This is a genomic window from Nocardia donostiensis (assembly GCF_002081715.1).
In the GTDB taxonomy this organism is placed as follows: Bacteria; Actinomycetota; Actinomycetes; order Mycobacteriales; family Mycobacteriaceae; genus Nocardia; species Nocardia donostiensis.
In genome coordinates this window covers 19,679-43,360 of record NZ_MUKP01000040.1, presented here as the reverse complement: position 1 = coordinate 43,360, position 23,682 = coordinate 19,679, and the positions used below count along the sequence as shown (strand labels likewise).

Below are 23,682 nucleotides of genomic sequence, written 5' to 3'. Positions count from 1 at the left end.
TAAACCTGGAACTCAGGAATCCCGGATCGATCGCCGATTGCAGAACAACACGGACAGGGAACCTCACCAATATTGCTGCGGCGAGCGTCCGCTGTTCCTGCTCGGTATGAACCGCGCCGGGACGCCGCAGCACCCTGGACACGGTAGCTTTATCCACACCCGCCAGACGTGCGACATCGAGTTGTGTCGGCTTTCTGTCGACCTGTTCATTAGTGACTCGGACGAAAGACTCAGCCAGCTGTGTTAAGTGCGCGTCCTCCGAAAAGGCTGTTTCGAGTCCGCCGTCCGGGTTGTTCAGCAGTTCCCATATCCGACTGCGCGTCACTTCGACCGGGCTCATTCCCAACAGCACAGCCAGTTCCGACCGAAGTGCCCACACCTGCTCGACCCCGACCGTTTGCGCGGGCGGAAGGCCGATGTCGGGGGCCTGTGGTGAGGGAACTGTTTCGGTGGCGAGTTCCGAGACGTGGGGCTCCGATTCGGCGGTCGCTGCCTGCGCCAGGTCAGTGATAGCGGTGAACACTTGTTGCCGAGATCGTTCGTCGGCCCGTTCGCCAGAGAACACTCCGCGCACAGCGTTCTCGTCCCAGCCCAGCGCTGCCACGAGGTCGGCGACGAACTGCTCTGGCAATCGAATACGAGACAACACATTCTGAGTCATCGGGAACTCGAGGCTCAACGCTGCGGCCAATACCGCGCGCAGCCGGTTCGAACGCACCTGCCGTCCGTTGAACGTATTGGCGACGGCCGCAACGTTCACTCCGGCCAACTCCGCGATCTGCGCGTAGGTAGGACGATCGGAAGCTGCCGCCATACCCGTCACCGCAGTGAGCACAACTTGGCGCAGCTGCGCGGACGGCCCATCCGGATACCCGCCCTCGAATATCCCGCGCACCACCTCGCCGGGCAGGTCGGCCGCCTCGGCAAGAGCCGAGACGAACTCGTCACGCAGATGTATCCGAGACAAAACTTCTGGTGATAAAGGAAATCCACGTCGTACTGCGGCCGCCAGCACCGCACGTGTCGTCTCAGCAGCCACACGGACCCCGATAAACGTCTCGTGAACTGCGTTGACCGAAAGTCCCGCTTCTCTCGCGACCGACGAGTACGTGAGTCGGCCAACAATTTCTTGTCGCACCGACATGTCCGAAAGCGACGGATGCTCCGGCATTCGCGCGGCAGTCAACACTCGTTGCCGCAATTGCTCATCCACATACTGATTTGCGAATACTCGACGCACGATCACGTCGGGCACATCGGCCGCCACCGCGAGATCCGCCACGAAGAGATCGGTCAGACGCAGTTCCGACAACACAGTCGCGGTCATCGGCAGGCCAGCTCGGAAGGCCGCAGCCAGCACCAGCCGCAATCGATCCGGGAAAGCTTCTACTCCGGTGAAGACGTTGCGCACCGTACGGGTATCCGTACCGGCGATCCTGGCAACATCCGCGAACGACGGCTGGCGCGGCAGCAGACCGAGCCGTCTCGTAGCATCACGCACTCGCATCCAGGACACCAAGCTCACGTCGCCGCCCCCGAACACCCGACGCACAGTGTCTTCCGATACATCGGCAGCTCGAGCCACCTCGGCCGTGAACTGCTGTGGCAGCAGAATTCCCGCGAGCTTTTCCGATGACAGCGGATACCCGAGTGCCGTAACCGCAGTGAGGACACTTGTCATCGTGGACGAGGACACCGCTCCGCCATTGAGTGCCCGATGTACAGCACTGACAACAACCCCCGCTTTTTGCGCAATCTGCGAAAGCGTCACCTTCGGAGATGGCAGAGGCCGGTTTCGAACTTCCTCGGGTACCGCGACACCGAGGCGGTCTGCCGCAGCCAGCACCTGCTGCCAGAGCTGCGGAGCGACATCCTGGTTCGCGAAGACACGGTTCACCGTTGCGTAGGAAACATCCGCCGCGGCCGCCACATCGCGCTTGGTGGCTTTACGTTTGGGACGTCCGGGTGCAGGCGGAACCGCATCGATGAGCTCAGGCGCGATCTGCTGTATCGACTCGATAACCCGGGCACGAATATCGGGAGACACCCAGAGCCCGCGGCGTACCCGCTGTACCGGAGCCTTGGATACTCCAGCCGCGTACGCGATCTGCCGAATCGGCCACTCGAGCCTCTGCGGTGCGAGATGTGGAAGGACGTAACGGCTCCGGACTGCCGCCGCCGTTACCTTCTGCCACGTCTCGGCAGACACCACTTCGCCCGCAAGAACGCGTGCCACCGTTTCCGGGGTCACTTCCGCCTCACGGGCCAACTGCGTGGGCGTCGCGGGCGGGTTCACCAGTCCATCCGGCAGCCAGAAGCCCTTCCGGGCAGCGGCATCGACAATTCTTCGGCGCTTCTCCGCAGTCGTCGAACGCCCACTCAAGAAGCCCCGAAGCACATCCGGGCTCACTCCGGCTTCCTCGGCCAATTCCGTCCACCGGAATTTTGGAGTGGAGTGGATCGATACCACCGCGCCATCCCGGAACTCGCATTCGAGATCCAATAGCGCGCCCAATACCTGCTCCCGAACCGTGTCGGGTACTGGTTCCTCCCTGGCCATTCGCTTCACAGCGCGGTACGGCACTCCCGCGTGATGCGCCAGACGCTGGGCGATCCCAGGATCGGATCGCTGTTGCGGCTTCGCGACACCATCGGAAAGTGGGTACCCGATTCTCCTCGCGGCGCGCACCACCTGTTCGTGCGCACGGACACTGACCGCTTTCCTGTTCAGCACCAGAAGAACTGTCCGCAGCGGAAGGTCGGCAACGGCTGCTAGGTCGAATTCAGTAGCGGGTCTGCCGGAGTCGATGACTGACGCAGCGGCCCTGTCCTGCCTTTCCTGAGCGATTTCCTGCTCAGTGCGGCCCACATCGGCACGATGCAACTGATCCGGCCCCGGTTTCGTTGCCTCGGCCTGCGCTCGAGACAACGATGCGACTATTCGCGCTGTAGCAGCGGAGCGCAGTACAGCCGCAGCGCTTCGAGTCAGCCGCATCGCTCGGCTTGCCTCGGGTAGCTGCTGCCCCATCAGGACTGTCAAGTAGTAGATCGTCTTCTGGTCGGCAGGAAGTTCCGCGACCGCGCCCGCGAGACCCCTCAGATCCCCGTCCACTATCTGGGTGAGCTTTCCAGACACGCCCGACAGCCGCGCCATCACCTCTGTGACCAGCTCTTCATAAGCCGGTTCTGCTTCCGGAAGAAGGCTCAACCACTCGTCGATATCGGCGACCGGCGCCGCCGTATCGACCAACGAGATCGCCAGACGATCTAAGGTGTCGCCTTCCCGATCGCTCGCGTTCGTAATCCCCATAGTCATTTCGGTCCGGGCACGCGAATAGCCCCGCAAGAACCTGAGGTTGAAGTATTCACGGAAGCGACCCGGCAAATCGTCTGCCGCCCGGCTCAACTTTGTCAGGTCGGCTCCAACAGCTTCCGCGATCCACGTGGGGAACCGGTCGGCAACCAATCGTTGCAACAACTCGTATTCTGGAGTGCCTGTCGGCGGTATCTCGTTCAACGCGATCGGATACACGGAATAGACCGCGTCGGCCAACGCGTGCACCGCTGCCTCGTCGAGTCCCTCCAACGCCGTGCCCGCACCCAATTTCGCAGCCAAGGATTGTGCAGCTTGCCCGCTCAGTCTCAGGCCATATACCTGCCGCAGCCACTCACGGTGGTTTCTGCTGAGCAGATTCAATGCGTCCTCGATCAGAGCCGGGCGCGCCGACGCCACGACCTGTGCGCGCAATCCGGATTCTGTTGCGTCAGAGCTGTCCTCCCCTCCAACGGCTTGTACTCGTTCGAGCACGCCCGCGCGGATACCTTCGATGAGGCGGCGCTGCACAGCTTTACGTGCGATATCGAGCAGCCACTCACGGACACTCTGCTCCGCGGGATGCGCCCAGTTGTACAGATCCGCAGTGGCGAGCACGTCGTCGACCGCCTCGCGAGCTACTGGCGCAGCCTGCCTGCCACCCAGCATGGCCAGTACAGCCGGAAATATCTGCCTGCCGAAAACCTCCTGCAGACGTCGCGACGCGCCAGAGTCCGCGGCTTGTGCCGCGGCCAGCAATGCCGCTACTTCCCGCTGCCCAGGGGTGTGGCTAGCCGCATCGGGTTGCGGGCTCACGCCCAGCATGACCGCACCGCGGTCACGCGGCTTCGCGCCGTCGAGCAGCGGATGCTCGGGGCGGTCGTGGTGCCAGACGATCGTCTCCACCCGTTCGGCGACGGCCGCCATTTTCGCCACCCAAGCGGGTACCTCGGCGCCGCGCAGTAGGCGGCCCTCTTCGTGGTCGAAGACCACGAGCTCGCCCTCGGTCAGTTCCGGGTGCAACGCCCGATAGCGCGAGGTGACCTTGAACGCGAGCGCCGCATGACCGAGCCCATTCCCGAAGTCGAACGCCAGCGCGACCATCCGGACGTGTTCCAGCTCCAGATGCGTGACCGCGGCGGCGACTGTCTCGAAAGGGTTCTCGTGCCAGTCCGCGGCGAACTGTTCCGCGAACCGAGCCATGCCCAGCCCGTCGCGTCGCACAAGCTCGGTGATCTTCTCCGGAGTGATGTCTGCCTTCGGGCCCAGGACCTTGCTTGCCTCCTCGGCCACCACGACACCGCAGATCTTCTCCTTCGGTGCCGTGGCTTCCGGCCGGGCCGCCGTGGCGTCGGACACCCGCCGAGCCGAGCGACCGGCCACTGCGTCTCGGGAGCGGCCCTCCCGAGGCGGCTGCGCGGGAGTAGCCGTCCGTGCCCGGGATATATAGACGCTCGCCTCGTAACCGGTCTCGGCGACAGCGGCCATGACCGCCGCCGTGACGCCAGGAGGCATGGTCTCGTTACGAAGCACCTGTCCGGCCGCTCTTCTGCTGACCCCGGCTTCGCGCGCCACATCATCCAATGTCACGCGCTTCTTAGCTGCCGTGCCGTCGGTCAGGTTGTAGCCGATCTCTTCGGCGGCCTCCACGACCTGTCGGCGGATGGACGGCTTCGCCTTACCGTGGAGCGCGTGGTTGACCATGTCCACGCCCATACCGGTGGTCTCGGCGAGGTCCAGCTGTGTTCTGCGCTGGGCGACGCCGTCGGGCCGCGACACCTTGCGCGCGTCGAGCGGATATCCGAGGTCAGCGGCGATCCGGCGTACCCGCTGTTTCGTCTCCGCGGAGATGCCTTTCACCTGTCGGTCGTTGACGGCCAGATGCACTGTGGAGATGGTCACCCCGGCTGCGCGCGCCACATCCGCCAATGTGGCCGTTATCGCCGGTTGTGCGGCGGCAGCCTCCGCGGAGGCCGAAACGTCGGGGGCGGGCGGCAATGCTTCCACAATGCTACGGACGCCGCGGCGCAGCATGCTCTCGGCGACGGCCGGTCCGCAGTCCATGACTTCGGCGACCGCGAGGAAGGACATTCCCGCGTAGCGCAGCAGAACCGCTTTTCGCTCGGCCGTGCGGAGCCCGGCGATCGCATCCCACATCTGCCGTACGTCGGCATGCGCCAGTCTCGCCTCGGCCACATCGTTGGTCGCGGCCTTGGCGATCCGCCGCTGGAAACCGGGGAAATCGCTGCGGAAACGCTCGAACTCGAGGATCTCCAGCGCAACGGCCACGGCCCGCCCCGGGATATCGGAGACGGTGCCTTGTCCGACTTCCCTGGCCAAACGCAGGAACGTCCCCCGCAGCGTGTTCTGCACCAGAAGACGTTCGCCTCCGGCACGCGCCACGATGTGCGGCAGGAGCTCCTTCCCGTACCTGCCGTGTAAACGACGAGCCAGCTCCGGCACACCCTCTTCGGGCGCCTCGCCCGGCCGTGCATTCCGCGGTGCCTGTCCCACGTCTGCGCGCCCACCGGTGTCATCCGCACCCACCCGGGCCACCGTGTCGGTTACCGGCCGGTCCACGGCCTCGCTCGGCCTCGACTGCTGGGCTCTCCCCCCGGCACCCGGCCTCGACACTTGCCCGGCTCCGCCTTCGGCGGCATTCGGGTAGACGGCATACCACATGTCCAGACCGAATGGTCCCCGTGCCGCGCTCCGGCCGAACCTCCCCCCGAGCATGTCCAGCACCCCTCGCGGCATACCGGCCCGGTCGGTACGGTCCGGTGCCGATGCCCTCGGCTGCTGATCGTGCTCGGCAGGTCCGCCAGACAAAGCGGTGCCCGCTGGCGGGGCGGGTAGGTTGCTGCGGGAGTTGCCCGGCGATACATAGTCGGCAATTCCGTCGGTGATGGGAGCAACCAGCGCATGCTCCCCTGCGAGATGGGGTCGTGCCACACCGCGCTGTTCCGCCGCCCGGAAACGCTCGATCTCAGCCAGGTCCAGTTCCGGCATGTCGAAAAGCGCGCGATACAAGGCGTACTGCGCTGACCGCCAGTCCGATTCCGGGTTGCCGCGAACATAAACGGCGGACTCGGCCAGCGCTTCGCCCTTATTGAGCCTGCGAACGATGAAAGGGACCCGGAACGGGATGCGGAAGCTGTAGTTGGACAGGTTCCCCAGCCATCGCCTCTTGCGCACCGTGACCTCGCCCGAAGAGGTCAGCGCAGCGAACGCGGCAGCGAGGTGTCGATCCACCCGTGCGCGTGCCGGCGTCTCGCCGCTCAAACCTCCGCCACCGGTCCAGTCGGTCCCATGACCGAGAACTTCGTGGAGGAGCATGTCGACCCAGGCGTCGCCGGTGCCGACTGAGAACCATCCTTTGCGAACTCGGTCGGTCCACCGTGCGACGAATTCGTCCGGATGGGTGGCACAACGAAGATCGATCGTCAGAGCCCGCCCTGAGGAAATCTCGGCGAAAGCACCGGTCAGCGGCGCGAAAGCTACAGAGGTAAGGGGTACATGTGGGGCAATGCGCAACACGTGGTGGATCGCGTGCACGATGTGCTCGGCAGTCTCTTGCGAGATACTGTCTTCCAGCAGACCTCGAACGTCGACGTAATCAGAATCCTCTGGACCGTTGCCGCCACGTACGGTGGTGAGTTGCTTGATGGTCCGGCGCCTCGCGGAAAGTGCGGGAGAATCGCCGGGTCGGCCGACTTCGGGTCCCGGATCGGTCAATCTACGCGAAGCACGTTGCAGCGGCTGGATCTCGCCCAGACGACGGATGAACTGGTCCGTTTCATGACCCTGCGGGTCACGCACCTGCCGTTGCCGACGTTTCACTTCCTCGGTCAGTTCGGCAACCTTGGCGCGCACTCGCCGCAGATCCGGCGTGTCAGCTTCCTGCCCGGCTCCTTCCGATGCCGAGCGTAGCTGCGCGAGCTCGCGCCGAATCGCCGCGACTTCGGCGCTGAAGTGCGCTTCGTAGGCACCCGACTCCAGATCGGCCGGGTCCACCTCCGGCTTTCCGACGGTGTCCTCGGCTTCAGGCTCCGCAGCTCGCTGCGCTGAGCGGGTTCCGTCAGGCAACGCAGGAGCGGTCTCGACCGCACCGTCCTGAGGCAGGCCGGACGGTCGCTCGGTCCTGCCCCCAGGGGGCTGATCGATGTGCAGCCCGGCGAGCCGACCACCCTCGCGCGGCTTCGGTCGTTGCGCCGGGGTCGTGCCTTCGCTGTGCCGAGGGGCGCCTGCCATCGGGATGGCCCCGGTGTCTGCGGTTGCCTCGCCCGACGTCTGATCGAGTCGCTGTGCGGACGACGCCTCCGTATCGGGTGGCGTCGCGACCGGCCCGGAGCCTGATTCCGGCCGGGACTCGGCTGCCGAATGTGCGAGCAGATCCTCCGCTCGGCCTGTGGCGTCTGGCGCGGGCTCTTCCGGACGGCCCGCGATGGCGACATTGTCGTAGTCGAGCCCGGCGATAGCCTGCGATCTGCCGTCGACCAGTGCGCGCCGGGCGATACCGCCCTTTTTGATCTCGAACCCGGTTACAGCGCGTATACCGTGTTGAGCGGGCGCCCACTCCGAGAACGATGTACTCACGCCGTTCTCGAGCACCATCACCTCACCGGCGCCCTTGATCGGAACGGTGCGGCCGTCCTCGAGTGTCTTCTTTTCGCCGACCCACGTGAGGCCCACTGCGTGCGAACCCGGCCGGGCGGCGTCGGTGAAACCGTGGTAGGACACCACCAGCACCACCCCGTCGCCGGTTTCCGCCACGTGGCGGGCGGCGGAGTGGATATCCGGGTAGCTGCCTTCCCGATAGTCGGCGTCGAGCAGTTCCGGCGCCTGCGGAGCACGCACCCCCTGGAGACCGGTCACGTGCCCGCGCAGTTGCTCCGGTGCGGTGCCCCCCACCGCCTCGTACACCGCGCGACCTGCCTGCACCAGGCAGTCCTTCGATTCGCCGAGCCACAGATGTTCGAAGACGGCGCCGCCCGGCTCCTGGTAGTCGGCTCGCGCTGGTACCGCGGTATCGGCTATCACAGCTTCGACCTCGGCGTTCAGCGCCACTGTCAAAGCCTGGTCGATACGGTCCAGCTGGCCGGTGAGTCGATCGTATTCAGCGGCGGCGGCGATCAGCTGTTCGATGTGCCGGAACCGGCTGTCCTTGCCGTGCAGCCAGATATCGGCGAACAGCTCAGGACGTGCCTGCATCAACTGCGTCACTCGATCGGCAGTCAGGTCGGCGGCAGTGAAACCGAACTCGGCCAGGACCTCGGGACCGAGCTCGTGTGCCAGCGCTGTCCGCTCACGCCCTTGCAGTCCGACCAGCTGCTGCAACCGTTCGGGACCGGTTGACAGCCAGTCGAACCCGAGTTCGGTCTGCTCGCGGATCTGCTCATCGACCGCATCACGTTCACCCAGTACTCGGGCGCGTTCCCCGGCGAGAGTGTCGAGCCGGTAGGCCTGCTCCTCCAGGAGCTGTATCCGCCACTTCCACAACTCACGTTTCCCGGCGACGGTGAGCAGTTCGTTCAGTACGTTCCGGATACGGTAGAGCGGCCGCTGGTCGTATCGAACCTTTACCGCCTGCGCGACGTTGTCGAGCAGCGAGCGCAACCGGTCGGTTTCTGCCATCCCCCCGGTGATGCCGAACCCGTTCTCGTCGAGCAGTTGCCGGTGTTCTTCCTGGAGTTCGACCAGGCGACGTTCCACAGCAGGCAGGTGCGCGTGTGCTTGGAACAACGCTGCTCGCAGCCGGTCGATGCCGCGCATTCGCGCGGTGGCATCGACTGCTTGTGCCGCTTCCTCGATCTTGTTGTCCAGATCCCGGCATTCGACGGCTTTCGCGCGCCGACTGTCGGTGGCGCGCTGATTGTCGAGAACTCCGGCGATACGTTCGACCCGGGACGGGGTCAACCGCTCTACGGCGCTACCCACCAGCGGGGCGAGCTGCTGCGCGACCCTCGCGCGGCTGGATCGAAGCGCTGCCAGCTCTTCGGCAGTGCGCGCGTCCGTCCCTACGGCTTCCACCGAAAATGTCGGCGAGACATGAGTTTCCATGCGGAGCCTGGCATCCGCGTCGCCCAGCGCGGTCAGGTCGGTACCGAGCAGGATCGGGATCTCGGCGCTGTCGAGTGCCCGGATTCCGGCGACGACCCGCAATGCGTGCCGGAGTTGCCGATCGAAGTCATCGTTGAGACCGAGCCAATCGGCATTGTCGAGTACTTCGATAACAGCCTCGTCGGCGGTACGCCGCAGGTTCACCCAGCCCTGGTAGAGCTTCCTCGCCGCGGTTTCCAGCTCGAACAGTTCATCGATCAGAAGTTGATGTTCGTGTTCGGCGAGTTTCCCGGTTGCCGCAAGCGCCTGGGCTCGGAACAGAGCTGCTTCCAGCACATCGGTCTGCTCGGCGCGCAGATCGAGACGTTTTATGTCGTGGAAGAGGTTGATCGTATCGTGCAACCAGATGTAATCGTCTGCCGCATCACGCTGGTCCTGGGACGAGTCACCCGAATCGATGATTTCCTGGGCGAGGCGGCGAAGCGACCGGCCCTCGCCGATGGGCAGCTGTCCATCGGCGTGTCTGATCAACTCGATCAGCTGCTCATGGGCGTCCGCCAGTTCCTTGTCCAATTCGACCCGCTCGGCCGAGTCGGGTAGCAGCAGCTCCGCCACCTCCGACTCCTGGACCTCGAGGCGGTCCGCCAACTCGGTGACAAACATGGATCGTGTCGTGCGCCCCAACCGTCGCAGCATGTCCAGTTCGCCCATGCGAGGCTCGACAACGGTCGCGGCGGCGACCCGTTCTCGTTCGGTGTCGCCATAGAGACTGCGCCGCGCACGTCTGGCCCACGCCGAATTGGTTGTTTTCTCGGCGAGCCGCTCCCACAGGCGGGCCGCGGGAACCGACAGCGGACCCGGTGGGAGACCGCGTTGTTTACGTGGCAGGTTCGCGAACGCGTCGCGATGCGGTGCCAGCTGGGTGGAGGCCGCGGCAGCCACGACACGCTCCACACCCGGCTGGTCCGACAAAAGCTTGATCGTCCGGGTCGCGACGTCGGCGTCCGCGCGAGCGGCAGCGATCTCGGCGAGAGCGGCAGCCAGCTGCTGCGGGTCGGAGCCCTGCCACAGCAGCACAGCCGTCGTCTGCTCTGCACCGTGCTGGTCGGCGTAGGTCTCGACCGCTTGCCGCAGCCCGGTACGCAACGACGCCGTCCCGGTCTCGCCCAGCACCAGCAGCAACACCTGGTCGGCAGTGCGCGGGTCGGCGCCGATACCGAAATACCGGGCGGGTTCCAGCGCCCGGATCTGCCATGCGGGGGTGCCGGGCAGTTCCGCCACCCAACGTTGTGCCCGCTCGATGACGGCCGCAGCAGTTTCGCCCGAGGCGACCTGGGCCAGGTCAACGCCGTTCCCGCGGAGCCGATCGGCCGCCGCCTCCCAGATGCGGACGCCACGAGGTCTGCCCCGAGCGACGAGCTCGACGTTCGGGGGCTCATCGTGCGGTGTCCAGACCTCCCGCGCGCCGCCGGACGCGCTTACCCGCGCCACCAGGTCATCGGCCGCAGCGCTTTCGCGGTCACTACGGGTTTCCGGATCGCCGTAGGTGTGTACCACAAGCGTGATCGCAGTGCGGTCGCGCCGGTTCTCGTCGCGGGCGAAGTCGGCGTCCGCGCGGACGATCTCGACCGGATCCTCGGTGACGGAATGGTGCGCAGGCACGTACCAGGTCTCGCTGTCGGCGGCGGTTTCGTCGCCATAACCGAACAGCAGCCGTCCCGGAGCCCCACCCAGCCCGGTTCCCCGGTTGAACGACAGCAGCTGGAACGGGAGACCCAACTCTCGGGCACGTTCGGAGGCCTTTTCCCAGTGCGCCCGAATAGTTTCCAGTTCCAGCAGCCGCTCGTGCTCGGCCTGGTCGAGCTCTCCTTCACGGTCCCGCAGGTCGTCGAACTCCCGCCACCATTCGGCCTGGTTCAGCTCATGCCGTTTCGCTCGCGGAATACCTTCGGCTTCGCCGAGGATCGCGGGATACTCCTGCTCCAACGCTTCGCGCTGCCGGTCCGACGCCCAGGACCACAGTCGAGCGTTGCGCCGTCCTTGTTCGCGCGCCTCGCCCTGATCGGGTGCCTCGCCCGCACGATGCACCATCTGCTCGATATCGGTGATACCTGCTCGCGACAGCGCGAGCGCGGCTTGCTCTCGGCGGGCAGCGGCCTCGGCGGCCGGATCGTCGGGTTCGGAGACACCTACCGCGATATCGATGTCACGCGCGGGCCTGGGCTGCAGGCCTTCGGGTTCGGCGACCGCGAAACCCTCGGCGTCCACGCACAAGCCCAGCACCGTTCGTCCGGTCAACTCGTCAGCGGGCACGAAACCGCGAGTGACGGTGTCGTTACCGGCATCCCACCGATCAACTCGGACTACGTCGTTCTCGACGACAGCCACCAATTCGATCGCGTGTCCGAGTCCGTGCGATCCGGCGACGAACACGAGCATCGATACACCGTTGCCGCTGCCCTCCCGCACGTTCTCCAACGCAGAGACCCAGGTCAGCAGCCGCTCGTAGGCGTCGCGGACACTGTGCAGCTGATGCGCTTTCACCTCTTGTCCGGGGCGCGCCATCCGAGCTTCGACCTCGCTGGTCCACGTGCCCTCCCCCGGCATTGCCGGTTCGATCCCCTCGACACCCCGGCCCGTGCGCGCGCCGTTGGCGGCCAACATCGCGGGACCGCACTGGTCGTCCAGTCCCCGTAACGTGTCGGGCCGCGAATAACCAGCCATACCTTCGGCATCCGCGATCGGTATGTCCCCACGCACAGGAACGGCAGGCACCTCGCGGACGCCGTCGGTGCGACCGACACGCGACGACGACCGGAACATACCGGCTTCATCGACCAACCGAGATACCTGACTCAACCGGTCATCGAGTTGTTGTTCGAGTTCGCGAACCTCGCCCGACAGCGTGTCGATCGCCGTCACGGCGAGGTACATATCCGCGAAATGCGCGGCCAGGTCGGCTTCTCCCCGTTGCTGCGCATCCTCGCGGAGCAACCTTGTCGCAGCGGCACGCTCCTCCGCAGAACCCAGCAGCGGCAACTCCACCCCGGTCCTGCGTGACAGGTCGGCGAGACGGTCGGTCTGCTGCGACAGTTCGTGCTGTGCGGTGCGCAGCCGAGCCGCCAGCCCTTCGAGTTCCCGGCTGTACAGGTCCAGCCAGCCGAACAGTTGTCGGGACCGTTCATAGGATTCGGCGATCGCGATCAGCTCGGCCAACCCGGCCGCCCTGGCCAGGTCGGTGCCTGCCGCTTGGGCGCGCATATCGCGCAGTTGCTGCACTGCTTCCGGTCCCCGGACCCGCTCTCCCAGGGCACGGCGCAGGTCGGCGAAACGTACCCGGTCCGCCCGCCGTTGCCGGTGTGCTGCCAGCAAAGCGGCTGCTGTCAGTTTGATCCCGTCGAGCCGGTCGCCGACCGCACTCACCTCACCGCCCGGGACGGCGGCGGGCTGCGCCGACAGCGCTTCGAGCTGCAACTGCAACTGCGTCAGGTTGTGCCCCAGTTCGACTTGCGGGGCGGGTTCACGTCTGCGGGCAGCGGCGGCCACCTCGGCCAATCCAGCGTCCAGCAGACCGCGCTGCCAATGCAGCGTAGCGATCTGCCGCTCGACCCGGTTCGTCTCCTCGAGCAGCGCGCGGATCTCCAGGAATTCCCGCACTATCGGCACAACGACCGGGTCCAGCTCGGCCCACTGGGCCTCGGTCAGCGCCGCCGGGTCCGTGCCCGGCGCGAGGAGCGCGGTCACCCACAGCTCGATTTCCTCCGCGCTCACCCGCAACTGCTGTACGACCGCACGTGGCTGGAACTGGGCCCCGAGTTGCAGTCCGCGCAGGTTCTGCACTGCCTGCCCCGGTGCGCGCACCGCCTGGAAGACTGCCGCGAACTTCGCCTCGGCCGATGCCTGCGCCAGCTCGTCGAGTTCACGGGCTCGCTGCATGAACCAGTCGAACTCCTCGCCGGTGTCCAACATCCGATCCAGCCGCAACTGCGTATCGCGCAAGGTTTCGTGCAGCACGAGGATCTGATCGATCAGCCGATCGAAACGCTGCAGGTCGTTGATCATCTTCAGCGTTTCGTGCAGCCCGATGAACTGCTGCTCGGCCGGAGTCGTCTCGGTCTTCGCGCGCAGATCCGCCACTTCGCGTTCGTCCGACAGTTCATCGGTCGCTGCCCCGGGCACTATGACCTGTTCGCGCACAGCGGTATACCGCTCGACCCACTCCTGTCGTTCCGGTGAGTCCGGCTCGAGCAACCGGCGCACGTCCGCTGCGCTCCGCCCCAATCGCCGCGCCAGATCGAAGGTCGTCACCCCCCGCTGCGCAACCGCGTCCAGGAGCGACCACACCAGCCATGCCCCCAGCTGACCGGCATCATTCGTGCCGATGTCGTGTAGGCGAGTCTGAATAGTCACCGGCGGCAGCCCGAACTGGACACCAGCACTACCGCGCAGGTCGATGATCCCCGTGAGCTCGTCGACCATGCGACGCAGGTCGTCGCCCCGCCACACCACCGTCGCCGTTGTCTGGCTCGAGGCGCCGTCCTCGGCGGACATTGCCTGATGCGTCTCGGCGGCTCGCATGAGGGCTTCGTGCAGCGTTATCGGATTGGCCGCCCCGAACACGACATGGAAACAGATCTGCTCGGCCCGGTTACTGCGGCCGATTTCCACCAGCGGTTCGTTCAGGGAGAGCACCGACATGGTCGGGGAGCCGGGAAGATAATGGAGCACCCGCAGAGCAGCGTTCAGGCCTTGCAGATGCGCACGGAGTTTCGGCAGCAGATCCACTGCCTCTGGTGTGGCGTCACGATCCCATTCCGCCGTGTGTACGCGCTCTTCGACGACCGACAGTGCCCGCGCGAACCGTATGAGCGTGGCGATATGCCGAACCTCGTGTGGGGCGCCCCGAAGATCAGCGACCTCGCCCGGGTGGACATCGATGAGGTCGTTCAGCGTGGGTCCCAGCGCGGCCAGCGTTTCCTCGATCTGCTGAGCCGAAGGGTCGGAGCCGAGCGCTTTCAGTTTCCGCAGCGCGTGCTCGGCTCGCCGTTCCTTCCCCGACGTGGTATCGAGCCGAGTCGCTACCTCGGCCAACACGTTCCACGGCGAATCCACATCGGGCTCTCCGTGGACCTCGGCCGCCATACCGCTGACGTTGTGGACACGGCGAACGACTTTGCTCTGATCGCCGCGGCCGACGAGCAACACGGTCGGTTTACGCCCGCCATCACGGAACTCTCGCGCCGCGTTGGCGGCCGCGACCTGTTCGGTCAGTTCCTTGACATCGGTTTCCGACCGGAAGGCGAGAATTTCGTCCCAGCGGAGGGAGGGTGTACGGAAATCGAACGTAACGGCCGCGATCATCGCCACCGAACCTGGTGCGCCCTCGTGCTCGGCGAGTGCTGTCACCGCGTCGCCGACGCTGTCCACCAGCGACTCGGGGTCCGATGCGCTGTGCGCTGAATACCAGATCAGAGTGTCGGCCGCGTCCACCGGACCGAGGCCGAGCTGCACCTGAATTCGACCGCCCTCAGACACTGGAACGATTTCGGGGCCGATATCCAGCAACCGTTTCGCCGACAACAGCCGCACATTCACACCACCGGGCACCATATTCTCGGCGATGCCCTGGATGTCTCGTACGATTTCCACTGCCACGCGGTCGAGTTCTGTCTTGCCCGATTCGATAGCCGCCCAGTTGCCGCTGTGCGCGGCGTCGGCAGGTACCGTGCCGGGCCTGGCGAGCAGCCCCGGATACCGCGCCAGCAGCATCCCCCGCAGCCCCCGCCGGGCTGCCTCGTCCACGAGTTCGGCGATCACCCGCCCTCGCGACCGCGCCGCAGAGACCGTGCCCAGATCCCGGTCGGAGGCCAGTAAGGTTTCCACAGAGTCTACGTCGTTGCGCTGCAATACCTCCTGGACTAGATCGTCCATAGAGGAAGCACCGATGTGGATTTCGCCGTACGGGAGGATGCGCGGGTCGACCGAGTTCGGATTGTCGACCTCGATCGGTCGATTCCGCTCATCCATATGCCACACCAGCACCGGCGGCCCACCTTGCGGCGGAGTGAAATCGGGGTCGAAATCACCGTTGGCCGGATCCCGGTATTCGATTCGCCCGGCATGGCGGATCAGTCGGACGGCGTGATACATCGGCCCGCGCTCACCCACCGCGGCGGTGGTCGGATACGCCACCACCATCCGCGCGACGCCCCCGGCTCCGGTACGCAACTCGTCGAACGCCGCAGCGAAGTTCTGCCGCCACTGTTCCGGCACCGGCTCGATACCGTGGCCTTCGGCCAGTACCTCCTTGACCTCGCCTGCCGGTGAGCCCCACAGTGGGTCGGCGCAGTGCACCGGAATGTTCGCCTGGTCGGAGTCGTGCCGGATATCCGCCGTCACCAGTGGCAGGCATTGGTTGGGCAGATCGGCCCACGGTGTGTTCGGGCGCTGATAAGGCAGGGTGCTGTCCGCCAGGCCGGAGCCCAGTTCGGCTTCGTTGCCATGGTTGTGCCGTTCGGGCACCCCGATATGAGTGAATCCGGCGACCGGCCCCAGATCGACCAGCACTGTTTCGTTGCCCGTGAAACGCTGCGGTGGTGGCGAACCGAAGGCGAGAGTGTCCGAGGACGGCATGTGCAGGCCAGGCAACGCCGTGGGCTCTTCCCCAACGGCGAGGGGGGTTTCGAGTACGCCGTCCTGGGATTGGATGGAGGTGACCCGGTGTGTCTCGTTCGAGAAGGCGCGAACGAAATCGCGGACTTCGTCCAGGCCCGTGTGGGTGTATTCGACTCCGCCGTTGTAGCTGTGTTCGACCACGATGTCGTGCTCGGGATCGTGCCGGGCGAAAGCGGTGTGCCCGAAACCATCGGGGTATTCGATCACCAGAAGAACGCTCATCCCAGGTGTGGTCATCACCTTGTGGATCAGCTCGGACAATGTCCGGTGGTGTTTGCGATTCTTGTGCCAATCCCCGCGCACATGCTTCGCGATATCGACCGCGGTGTCACCGCGCAAGGGGTTCCCCGGCGGGGGTTTCACCGGCTGCGGCCCCACCCTGCCGCGCGCGTTCCAGTTCGCGAGCTCGAACTTGTAGGCCGCGTACGTCGCGCATTGCCCCACCAGCAATGGTTCTTCGCCGCGACCGTCGACGGTAACCGGCGTCTTCGCCGCGGTACCTTCGTGTTCGGCCATCCGGGTCGTTTTCGCCGCGGGCAGCGGACCAGTCCCTGATTCCGGCCGTGTCGCGTCCGCCGCAGGCCCGGTTGCCGAGTCCCGCCGCTGGACCGATGAGCCGGGGGCATCCTTCGCCTCCGGGTTCGATGACGCCGTCGTATCCGGTGCCGAAGAGGTGTTCGATGCGGTCGTCGTTTCCGGTACCGACACTGCGGGTTCGTGCCCGGGGACCGTCACCGGCCCAGCCTGTGCGGCAGCGCCCGCGGCGGCCGGATCCCCAGCCGGGGCGGCCTTTTCCGAAGGTGTAGGCGGTGCGACCCAGCCACTGCGACGCGTCCGTGGCCGCTCCACCACTTGCCCGGCGTCCGCGACCGGTGGCGCCTTGGGTTCCGCGACCGGCCCGGGTTTCGGAGTGGGCTGGGAACGGTTCGGCTCGACTCTTTCGACAGGTTCGGTGTACGGGATGCCGAAACTCGGGTTCTCGACGTAGGTCCACTTGCCCGGTACATTCAGATCGCTATCGTGGCGGCCGACCACGAACTCCGACCGCACCCCGCCTGGGAACACCACGGCCCGCCCGCCCGAGGGCAGTTGTTGAGCGAACCCACCCGGCGCTTCGATCACATAGATACGCCCCAGCCCTGCGAACTGCTGCGCGTCCTGCAACGACTCGAAACCCGTCAACGTCCCGAGATCACCTTGGGGAGGAACCCCGTCCACGAATGGGGATGCGCCCGCAGCACCTTCCGGGACGGGGTAGTACACCACCGGGGTGTCGGACTCGCCACGCCAGTTCACCGTCCCCGGCGCGGCCCTGCCCCACCCGGCGAACAACCCCGGCATATCCACCCCCTTTTCGGTGACCGCCGCGGGCATCGGGTTCTTCTTCCCGGCCGGGAAGCCTGTCGCCGCTATCCCCGCCTCGACGGCCGACTGCTCTCGCGCTGCCGCCAGTATCTGATCCGCGACCGAGGTGCTTCCCGACGGTCGCTCGGCGGTCAACGTCGCGTCCCGCGCACCTGATCTCACCCCCGGGCGTCCCTTTGTCGGCGGCTCCGGGTCGGACTTCGGTGTTGGCTCGGGCTTCGGTGCCGGATCAGCTTTCAGGCTGGGCTCAGGTGCAGATCGGCCAGGGCTCGGCTGCTGCGGGGGAGCCGATCCGCCGGAGGTCACCGGATCCGGATGCCCACCGGCCGGACGCCCCGGATCGAAGCCGGGGTTCGAAACATAGATCGTCCCCGCGTCGTTGTATTCGTGCCTGCCGACCACGAACTGCGGTCCCACCCCGCCCAGCAGGACAACCGCTTGGCCACCACTAGACATCGGCTGTACAAAACCGCCGGGCGCATCGAATACAAGCACCACCCCGCCGCCGATCTCCCGAGCATGCTCGATGGAGGTGAAGCCGATGATCAAACCCGAGCCCCCCGGCAGCACGCCCTGCTCGAATTCTGATCCCACCTCAGGGACCGGGTAGTAGACCAACCCACCTTCCGAACCACGCCACTGCGGCACAACAGCTGCGTTATCCGCCCAGCTCGTCAGCACACCTTCCGCATTCACCCCCTCCCGTACCGCCGCCGCGGGCATCGGGTCCGCCCCTGGGGGCAGCCCAGTCGCAGTACTGCCCCGCTGATCGACTGCCGACAACAGCTGCTCGGTATTCGTTCCCGAACCTGCCGGTGCTTCCACGGCCTGCCCGGCAGCTTCAGCCTGGCGCGCAGCCACCACACCGCCACCGCTACCGGCCGCGGGCTTCGCTGAACCGAGTCCGCTCGATCTCCCTTCTACTGTTCTTCCCGCATCACCGCGTGCGGCAACAGATTTCCCGGCACCTCCGTCCGCCGGATTGGCTCGGCCGCCAGTTTCAGCAACCGCCCCCGGGCGGCTACTCCCTCCCTCGGTGCCACCAGTCCTAGTCGGGGCGTTCGGATGTGGCGCGGTGCCGTCCTTCGCGCCACTCGCCGAAAAACCCGGATCCGCCGGGCGTTCGGCCAACCATTTCGCTTGCAGCGTCTTCATCTCGGCGACATGAGCGGTGCTGTAGGAGTTGGCCTCGACACCCTCGTGCGCCTGCCGACGGATTTCGGACAGCTCGGTGAAGTACTCTTCAGCGCGCTGACGCTGCGGTCCTTCCGGAAACCTGTCCGGATGCATCTCCCGGGAAAGCTGGCGGAATAACGCCTGGCCCTCGCTTCTGCTCTGCGCGGTGATCGGCGATGCCTCGGCGACAATACCGGTGCGCGATCCCGAAAAACCCTCCCCCATGCTCCCCGCCGCCGGGGGGCGCGCGGCACTGATCAACCCGAACCCCGCCCCGGCCACCAGCATATGCGGGTCGAACGTGGTGTCCACGTTCTTCCACACCACATCCCCCGTCTTCACCACCTGCACCGTCGCCTGGCCTGCGATGCCACCCGCCCACATGCCCACCATCCCGGCCTGCCCAGCGACAGCACCGGTCAGCAGCCTCTTCGTCATCGCGGGCGCCGCCCACGACGCCATCAGCTTCGACATCGCCATCGCGGCAGGACCACCCGTCAACGGCGCGAACCCCCACGCCATTCCGGAAATCAGCATTGATTCCCATTCGACCCCCGCCCCCGACAGCAACCCCGCCGTCGCGTCGATCGCGGCCCCTGCCAGCGCTGACTTCCCCGCCGCTTTCATCAACGGGTTGGTGAGCACCTTCCCCAGCGGGGTAAGCCCAAGGCTCCCGAATCTGGCCAAGATCGGCGCCAACGTATTCTTCAGTGTCGCCATGCTCATCGCGAGCGACACCTCGCCGACTCCGCGCGCTGCGGTGACGGCCACGACCTCTTTGCCCGCGGCCACGATCCCGGCCTCGATCGCAGGCAACGCCAAACGTCCCCATGGCACCGCCGTCAACGCGGCTCGCGCCGACCACAACGCGTACAACGTGTAGGCCGCGAACCCCAGCTGCATCAGCTGTGTTTTGGTGATGCCATCCGCGCTTTTGTCGACGGACCGCCCGAACTCCTCCATCGCATCCGCGACAGCATCCAGCGAGAACTTGCCGTGCTCTAGCTTCCCCAGCTGCTTCAGCAGCGGTTCGGTCGCCTCGCCCGAATAGATGGCTTCGATGTCCACCATCGTCTCCCGGACGAAGGGGATGACGGCTCGCAAATCCGAGGCAGGTTCCATCCATGCCCGTCGAGCCAATTCGGCCATATCCCCCGCACGAGCTTCGGGGTACTCCATACCGAAATTGAGTATTTCGGCGATTCCTTGAAGCCAGCCGGGAATCTCTATGTTATACGCCACGGCTCAGCCTTGATCCGGAGTGATCACCAAGACGAATCGGTCACCCCGGGCCGTGATGGTTCACCGAGCTGTTCGGCGTCAGGGAATTCCATCCCTTCAGAATCCGCGGCGCGGCGTTCCGGCGAGCCGGGTGGCGCGAGGGAAACTCGCGGTGGCTCCGGCACCAGGTCGATGAGATCCGGAGCGCCGGGCGCGAGCTCGGACAGCTTCGGCACCCGGGCATCGTGTTCCTGCACCGGAGCCATCAGGTCCGCTGTTTTGCGGCGCAGTTCTACCATGGCGGCCTGGGCGGCCTGCGTGACGGCTTTCGCGAGCTCGTCGAAGCTCAGGTCGCCGACGTCGTCGCTGAAAACGGTTTCGATGACCGTGCCTTCGGCGTTGACCGATACCGTGACTCGTTTGCGGGCAGCCGATCCCGTTGCCGTCAGCAGCGCCCACTTCTGCTGCATGGCTTCGATCGACTTCATACCCGCCTGCACGGAGTCGAAAAGATCCGTCAAACGAGCCATGGACATCTCGTCGTCGGTCACTGCGCTTCTTCTCTCAGCGTCACGGCCCACAGACCCGCGATCAGCAACGAAGTGGTCACCTTCGTGCCCTGCCCGGCCGCTCGATCTCGGCTTTGTTGCCCTGTTCCGTGGCGTTCAGCAACTTTGCCGCCGCGCGGAATTCGGGTGCGTACCCTTTGTCCCCGCTCAGGAACTCCGGATAGGACGCGATGACCTCACGCTGGCCCTCCGACGAGGCGATGTAGCCGTTCTTGTTGTCCCCGTTCGCGAAGGCTTGCCCGGTTTTGTCCGTTCCCCAGCATCCCCACAGTGCCGTTTCAGCTCCCGAGATCTTGGTCAGCACCGCCTGGATCCGTTCCGAGAGCGCATCCACCTCTCCTGCCACGCGCTCCGCGTGTTCGCCCTTGAAGTCCAGGTCCTTGCCCATGCGCTCACCTCATCCGTCCAGGGGTACTCGGGTCCACACAGCGCTAGCCCAGTAGCCCGTCAGAATTCTATCGACCAGGCCGAGAATGTTTCCCATTCCGGGGAATGAGGCCCCGGGCAGCCGGGGTGTGACTCTGCCGTCAGGCCTGCGCACCCTGGCGTTCTTGATAACGCTGCTCGAACCCTTCCACGAACGTGGTCGGCGCGATCGATGAGGAGGAGTGCTCCAATACCCCGTCGTCGGCGATGTAGAAGATGGCCCGCCCGATGGCGATCTCGCCTTGTGGCACTGGTACGTACACCATCCAACCAACACTGAAGCGGTCGGCCACCAGCTGATCCAAGGGATAGCCGGTGGTGTCCAACCCGCGACCCACGATGTACTGCTCGACCCGGAAGATCGCTTCTTCCTCGGGCATTCGCTCCGGCAACCGCGTCACCACACCGGCCAAGGTCAACTGGTACATGGCGCCGTCGATGTCGTAGTGCCCGTCATCGCCGAAGACGCCGAGCACCGTGTCACGAGTGACCATGCCTATTTCGGCGGCCGAGACCAGAGCCGCCGCGGCGGCACGCTGTGCCGAACTGGGTTGCTCCGCCACCAGCCCTGCGACGATGCCGCTGACGGTTTCGGCGGTCCACACTCCGGGCACCGCGGTGGCGCAATGCTCCGCCGCCGGAGATTCGCCCCGATACCAGCGTCCGGACTCCCACCAGTAACAGAACGACAGCAGGCCGGTGCCCGCGCGTGGGTTCAACACCGGATTGGCCACCCAATCCGGGGCTCCGGCATAAAATTTCGGCATGTCGGCGCCGCCGTTGTACGCGGCGTCCAGATTCGGCGCTTCCCACACACCGCCAGACAACACGGCCCGCCCGTCGGGCAGGGCGTACAGCGTCGATCCGCCACGCCGGGAACTTTCGAACCAACCCATCGACGGCAGGACCCGGGGACCCCACTCGGAGCCGGCGGCAACGAACGCGGCTGAGATGACCGCCCAGCGCGCCCACATCTCCGGAAAGTCCGGGAATTCGTTCTCCGCCAGAACCGGCCATACTTTCGCAGCCCGGTCGGCGCGCGCCGACTCGGCGGCCTGCTGCGGAGTACGCGACTGCCGGTCGCCGTGACCGACATAGGCTGCCAGCCACACCGGCAGGTCGTCGCGCGGATATTCGGCCAGGTCCGCCCGATAGGCCTCGGGCTCGAACAGTTGCCCCTCCGGGAACGGCTCGTCGCCGAAGTCGTAGTCGACGTCGAACTCGCCATCCGAACTCAATCGCAGCAACAGCCGCCACCACGGTTCACCATCGCGTTCGGCCACCAGCGCGCGCTGCTCGCGCACCAGGTCGAGCACCGCGGTGGGCGGCTCGACACGCACCGAACGCTCATTGTCGGAATAGCGGACCTGCGCCACCCCGGCCGTGACGGTCAGCGCGAACACCGCATCCAACTCCTGCCACCCGTCCGGCCCTACCTCGGCCAGCCCATCGGCGGCGCGGCGCGCCAGCGCGGTTGCCTCGTCCTGAGGTTCGTCGAGAATCTCGTCCGAGAGCTCTTCCTCGTCCGAGAGCTCTTCGGATTCCGCGGGCGCGGGCTCGTCCGGAGCGAGGGTGAAGCTCAGATCCGGTGCCTCGGCCTCGTCTTCCCGACTCGGCTCTTCCTTGTGTTGATCGCTCACTACTCAGATCCTGACCGCGCGTGTGATGTCTTTACCGGAACCGATGCCAGTATGCAGGAGAAGACCGCACCGTTTCCCACGTCTGTGCCGACACCATGCCCTCATACCCCGTGTTCTGGGTAATTCTGGCACGACGGTGCCGCTGCACAGGCTCCCACAAGAGGGAAACGTCCGGCGCGCAAGCCCGAGCCGTGCAGCGTGCTCACCAGCTGGTATCGGTGACTCCACGGTTCGTCCAGCTGTGCTGGTCGTGCGGCTCGACGTCGCTGAATTCCATCACGACGCTTTCGTCTTCCGGCCCGGCGCCATACACTCGCCCCACGGCGGTGTCCGGCGGTGCGGTGGTCACTTCCGGCGCCGGTGGCGTCATGCCGGAGACATCGGGCATGCCCTCGATCAGATCCGACAGCTTCGGCAGCCGAGCCCGGCGATCGTGCAGCGGTGCCATCAACTCCTGCCCCTTGCGAGCGACGTCGGCCGCCGCGGCTTGCGCCGCCTCAGTGAACGCCTTCGCGAGCTCGGAATAGCTCAGGTCCTCGACACGCGGCCCGAATTTTGTGGCGATGACGATTCCATCGGCATTCACGGTGACGTTTACGCGTTTCTTTCGGGTCGACGCACTGCTGGTCAGCTGAGATCGCGCGTTCTGCACCTGAGCGATCATGCGCATCTGCTCCTTGACCTCGCACAGTAGCTCGGTCGTTTCCGCTTTGGCGATTTCGTTTGTCATATCCGGTCGACCCAGCTCATCGAAAGCCGACGCCGTTGGCGTGGTCTTGACGTTCCAGGAGAGTAGCGGCGTCGAGGTGACTGGCGGCGAAGCCGTCGAATGTCGTCGCCATATTCGACGAGCTCGTGGTCAGGTTTTTGCAGGCAGCCAGATAGCCGTCGTTGCCGCCGGGGCCGTTGGCGAAACGATCGCCGAGCTTGTCATGACCCCAGGGTGCTCCGTGACCGGCGAGCAGAGTATCCAGCATGGACAGGGCATCGATAATGCGGTCGCGGACGTGTCCGGTTTTGTGCGCCGCCTGTCGCAGCAGCTCGGGATCGATCTCTATGGTGTTCGCCATTGCGTCGCTCCTCCTGTTCACGTGGGTGCGTTGCAACCCCTGGCTCGTCTGGGTCCATCCCGACGATCGCAGTCGCTGGCGAACGGCCTGTAGCTCGAAAATGAATGCAATACCCCGCGCAAGTTACATGGAACTCTTGCATACACCTATCTGAGTGCACATTGAAC

6 protein-coding genes are annotated in these 23,682 nt (G+C 65.7%); all 6 read right to left on the bottom strand.

The genetic code is table 11. The annotated features are described in order from the left end of the window. Window positions 1-19,831 (bottom strand): LacI family DNA-binding transcriptional regulator (locus B0T44_RS21135; protein ID WP_139795335.1); only part of this gene is annotated, 19,831 nt, incomplete at its 3' end. A 23-nt stretch (window positions 19,832-19,854) separates the two neighbouring features. Beyond that, a complete protein-coding gene (locus B0T44_RS21130; RefSeq protein ID WP_175647903.1) occupies window positions 19,855-20,340 on the bottom strand; it encodes a YbaB/EbfC family nucleoid-associated protein in 486 nt (161 codons plus the stop codon). Window positions 20,341-20,416: 76 nt separating this feature from the next. After that, window positions 20,417-20,767: a hypothetical protein gene (locus B0T44_RS21125; protein WP_077114429.1), complete on the bottom strand. Its 351-nt coding sequence runs from the start codon at window positions 20,765-20,767 to the stop codon at window positions 20,417-20,419. Between the two features lie 139 nt (window positions 20,768-20,906). Then, complete coding sequence (locus B0T44_RS28220) at window positions 20,907-22,445, bottom strand: hypothetical protein (RefSeq protein WP_254854112.1); 1,539 nt, start codon at window positions 22,443-22,445, stop codon at window positions 20,907-20,909. A 202-nt stretch (window positions 22,446-22,647) separates the two neighbouring features. After that, a complete protein-coding gene (locus tag B0T44_RS21115) occupies window positions 22,648-23,175 on the bottom strand; it encodes a YbaB/EbfC family nucleoid-associated protein (protein ID WP_077114427.1) in 528 nt (175 codons plus the stop codon). A gap of 16 nt (window positions 23,176-23,191) precedes the next feature. Then, window positions 23,192-23,515, bottom strand: a complete 324-nt coding sequence (locus tag B0T44_RS21110; protein ID WP_077114425.1) for a hypothetical protein — start codon at window positions 23,513-23,515, stop codon at window positions 23,192-23,194. Window positions 23,516-23,682: the final 167 nt, after the last annotated feature.

Excerpts from the sequence above, each read along its gene's own strand:
- B0T44_RS21110 (WP_077114425.1), bottom strand. The coding sequence starts at position 23,515 with ATGGCGAACACCATAGAGATCGATCCCGAGCTGCTGCGACAGGCGGCG.
- B0T44_RS21130 (WP_175647903.1), bottom strand. The coding sequence starts at position 20,340 with ATGGCTCGTTTGACGGATCTTTTCGACTCCGTGCAGGCGGGTATGAAG.
- B0T44_RS21115 (WP_077114427.1), bottom strand. The coding sequence starts at position 23,175 with ATGACAAACGAAATCGCCAAAGCGGAAACGACCGAGCTACTGTGCGAG.
- B0T44_RS21125 (WP_077114429.1), bottom strand. The coding sequence starts at position 20,767 with ATGGGCAAGGACCTGGACTTCAAGGGCGAACACGCGGAGCGCGTGGCA.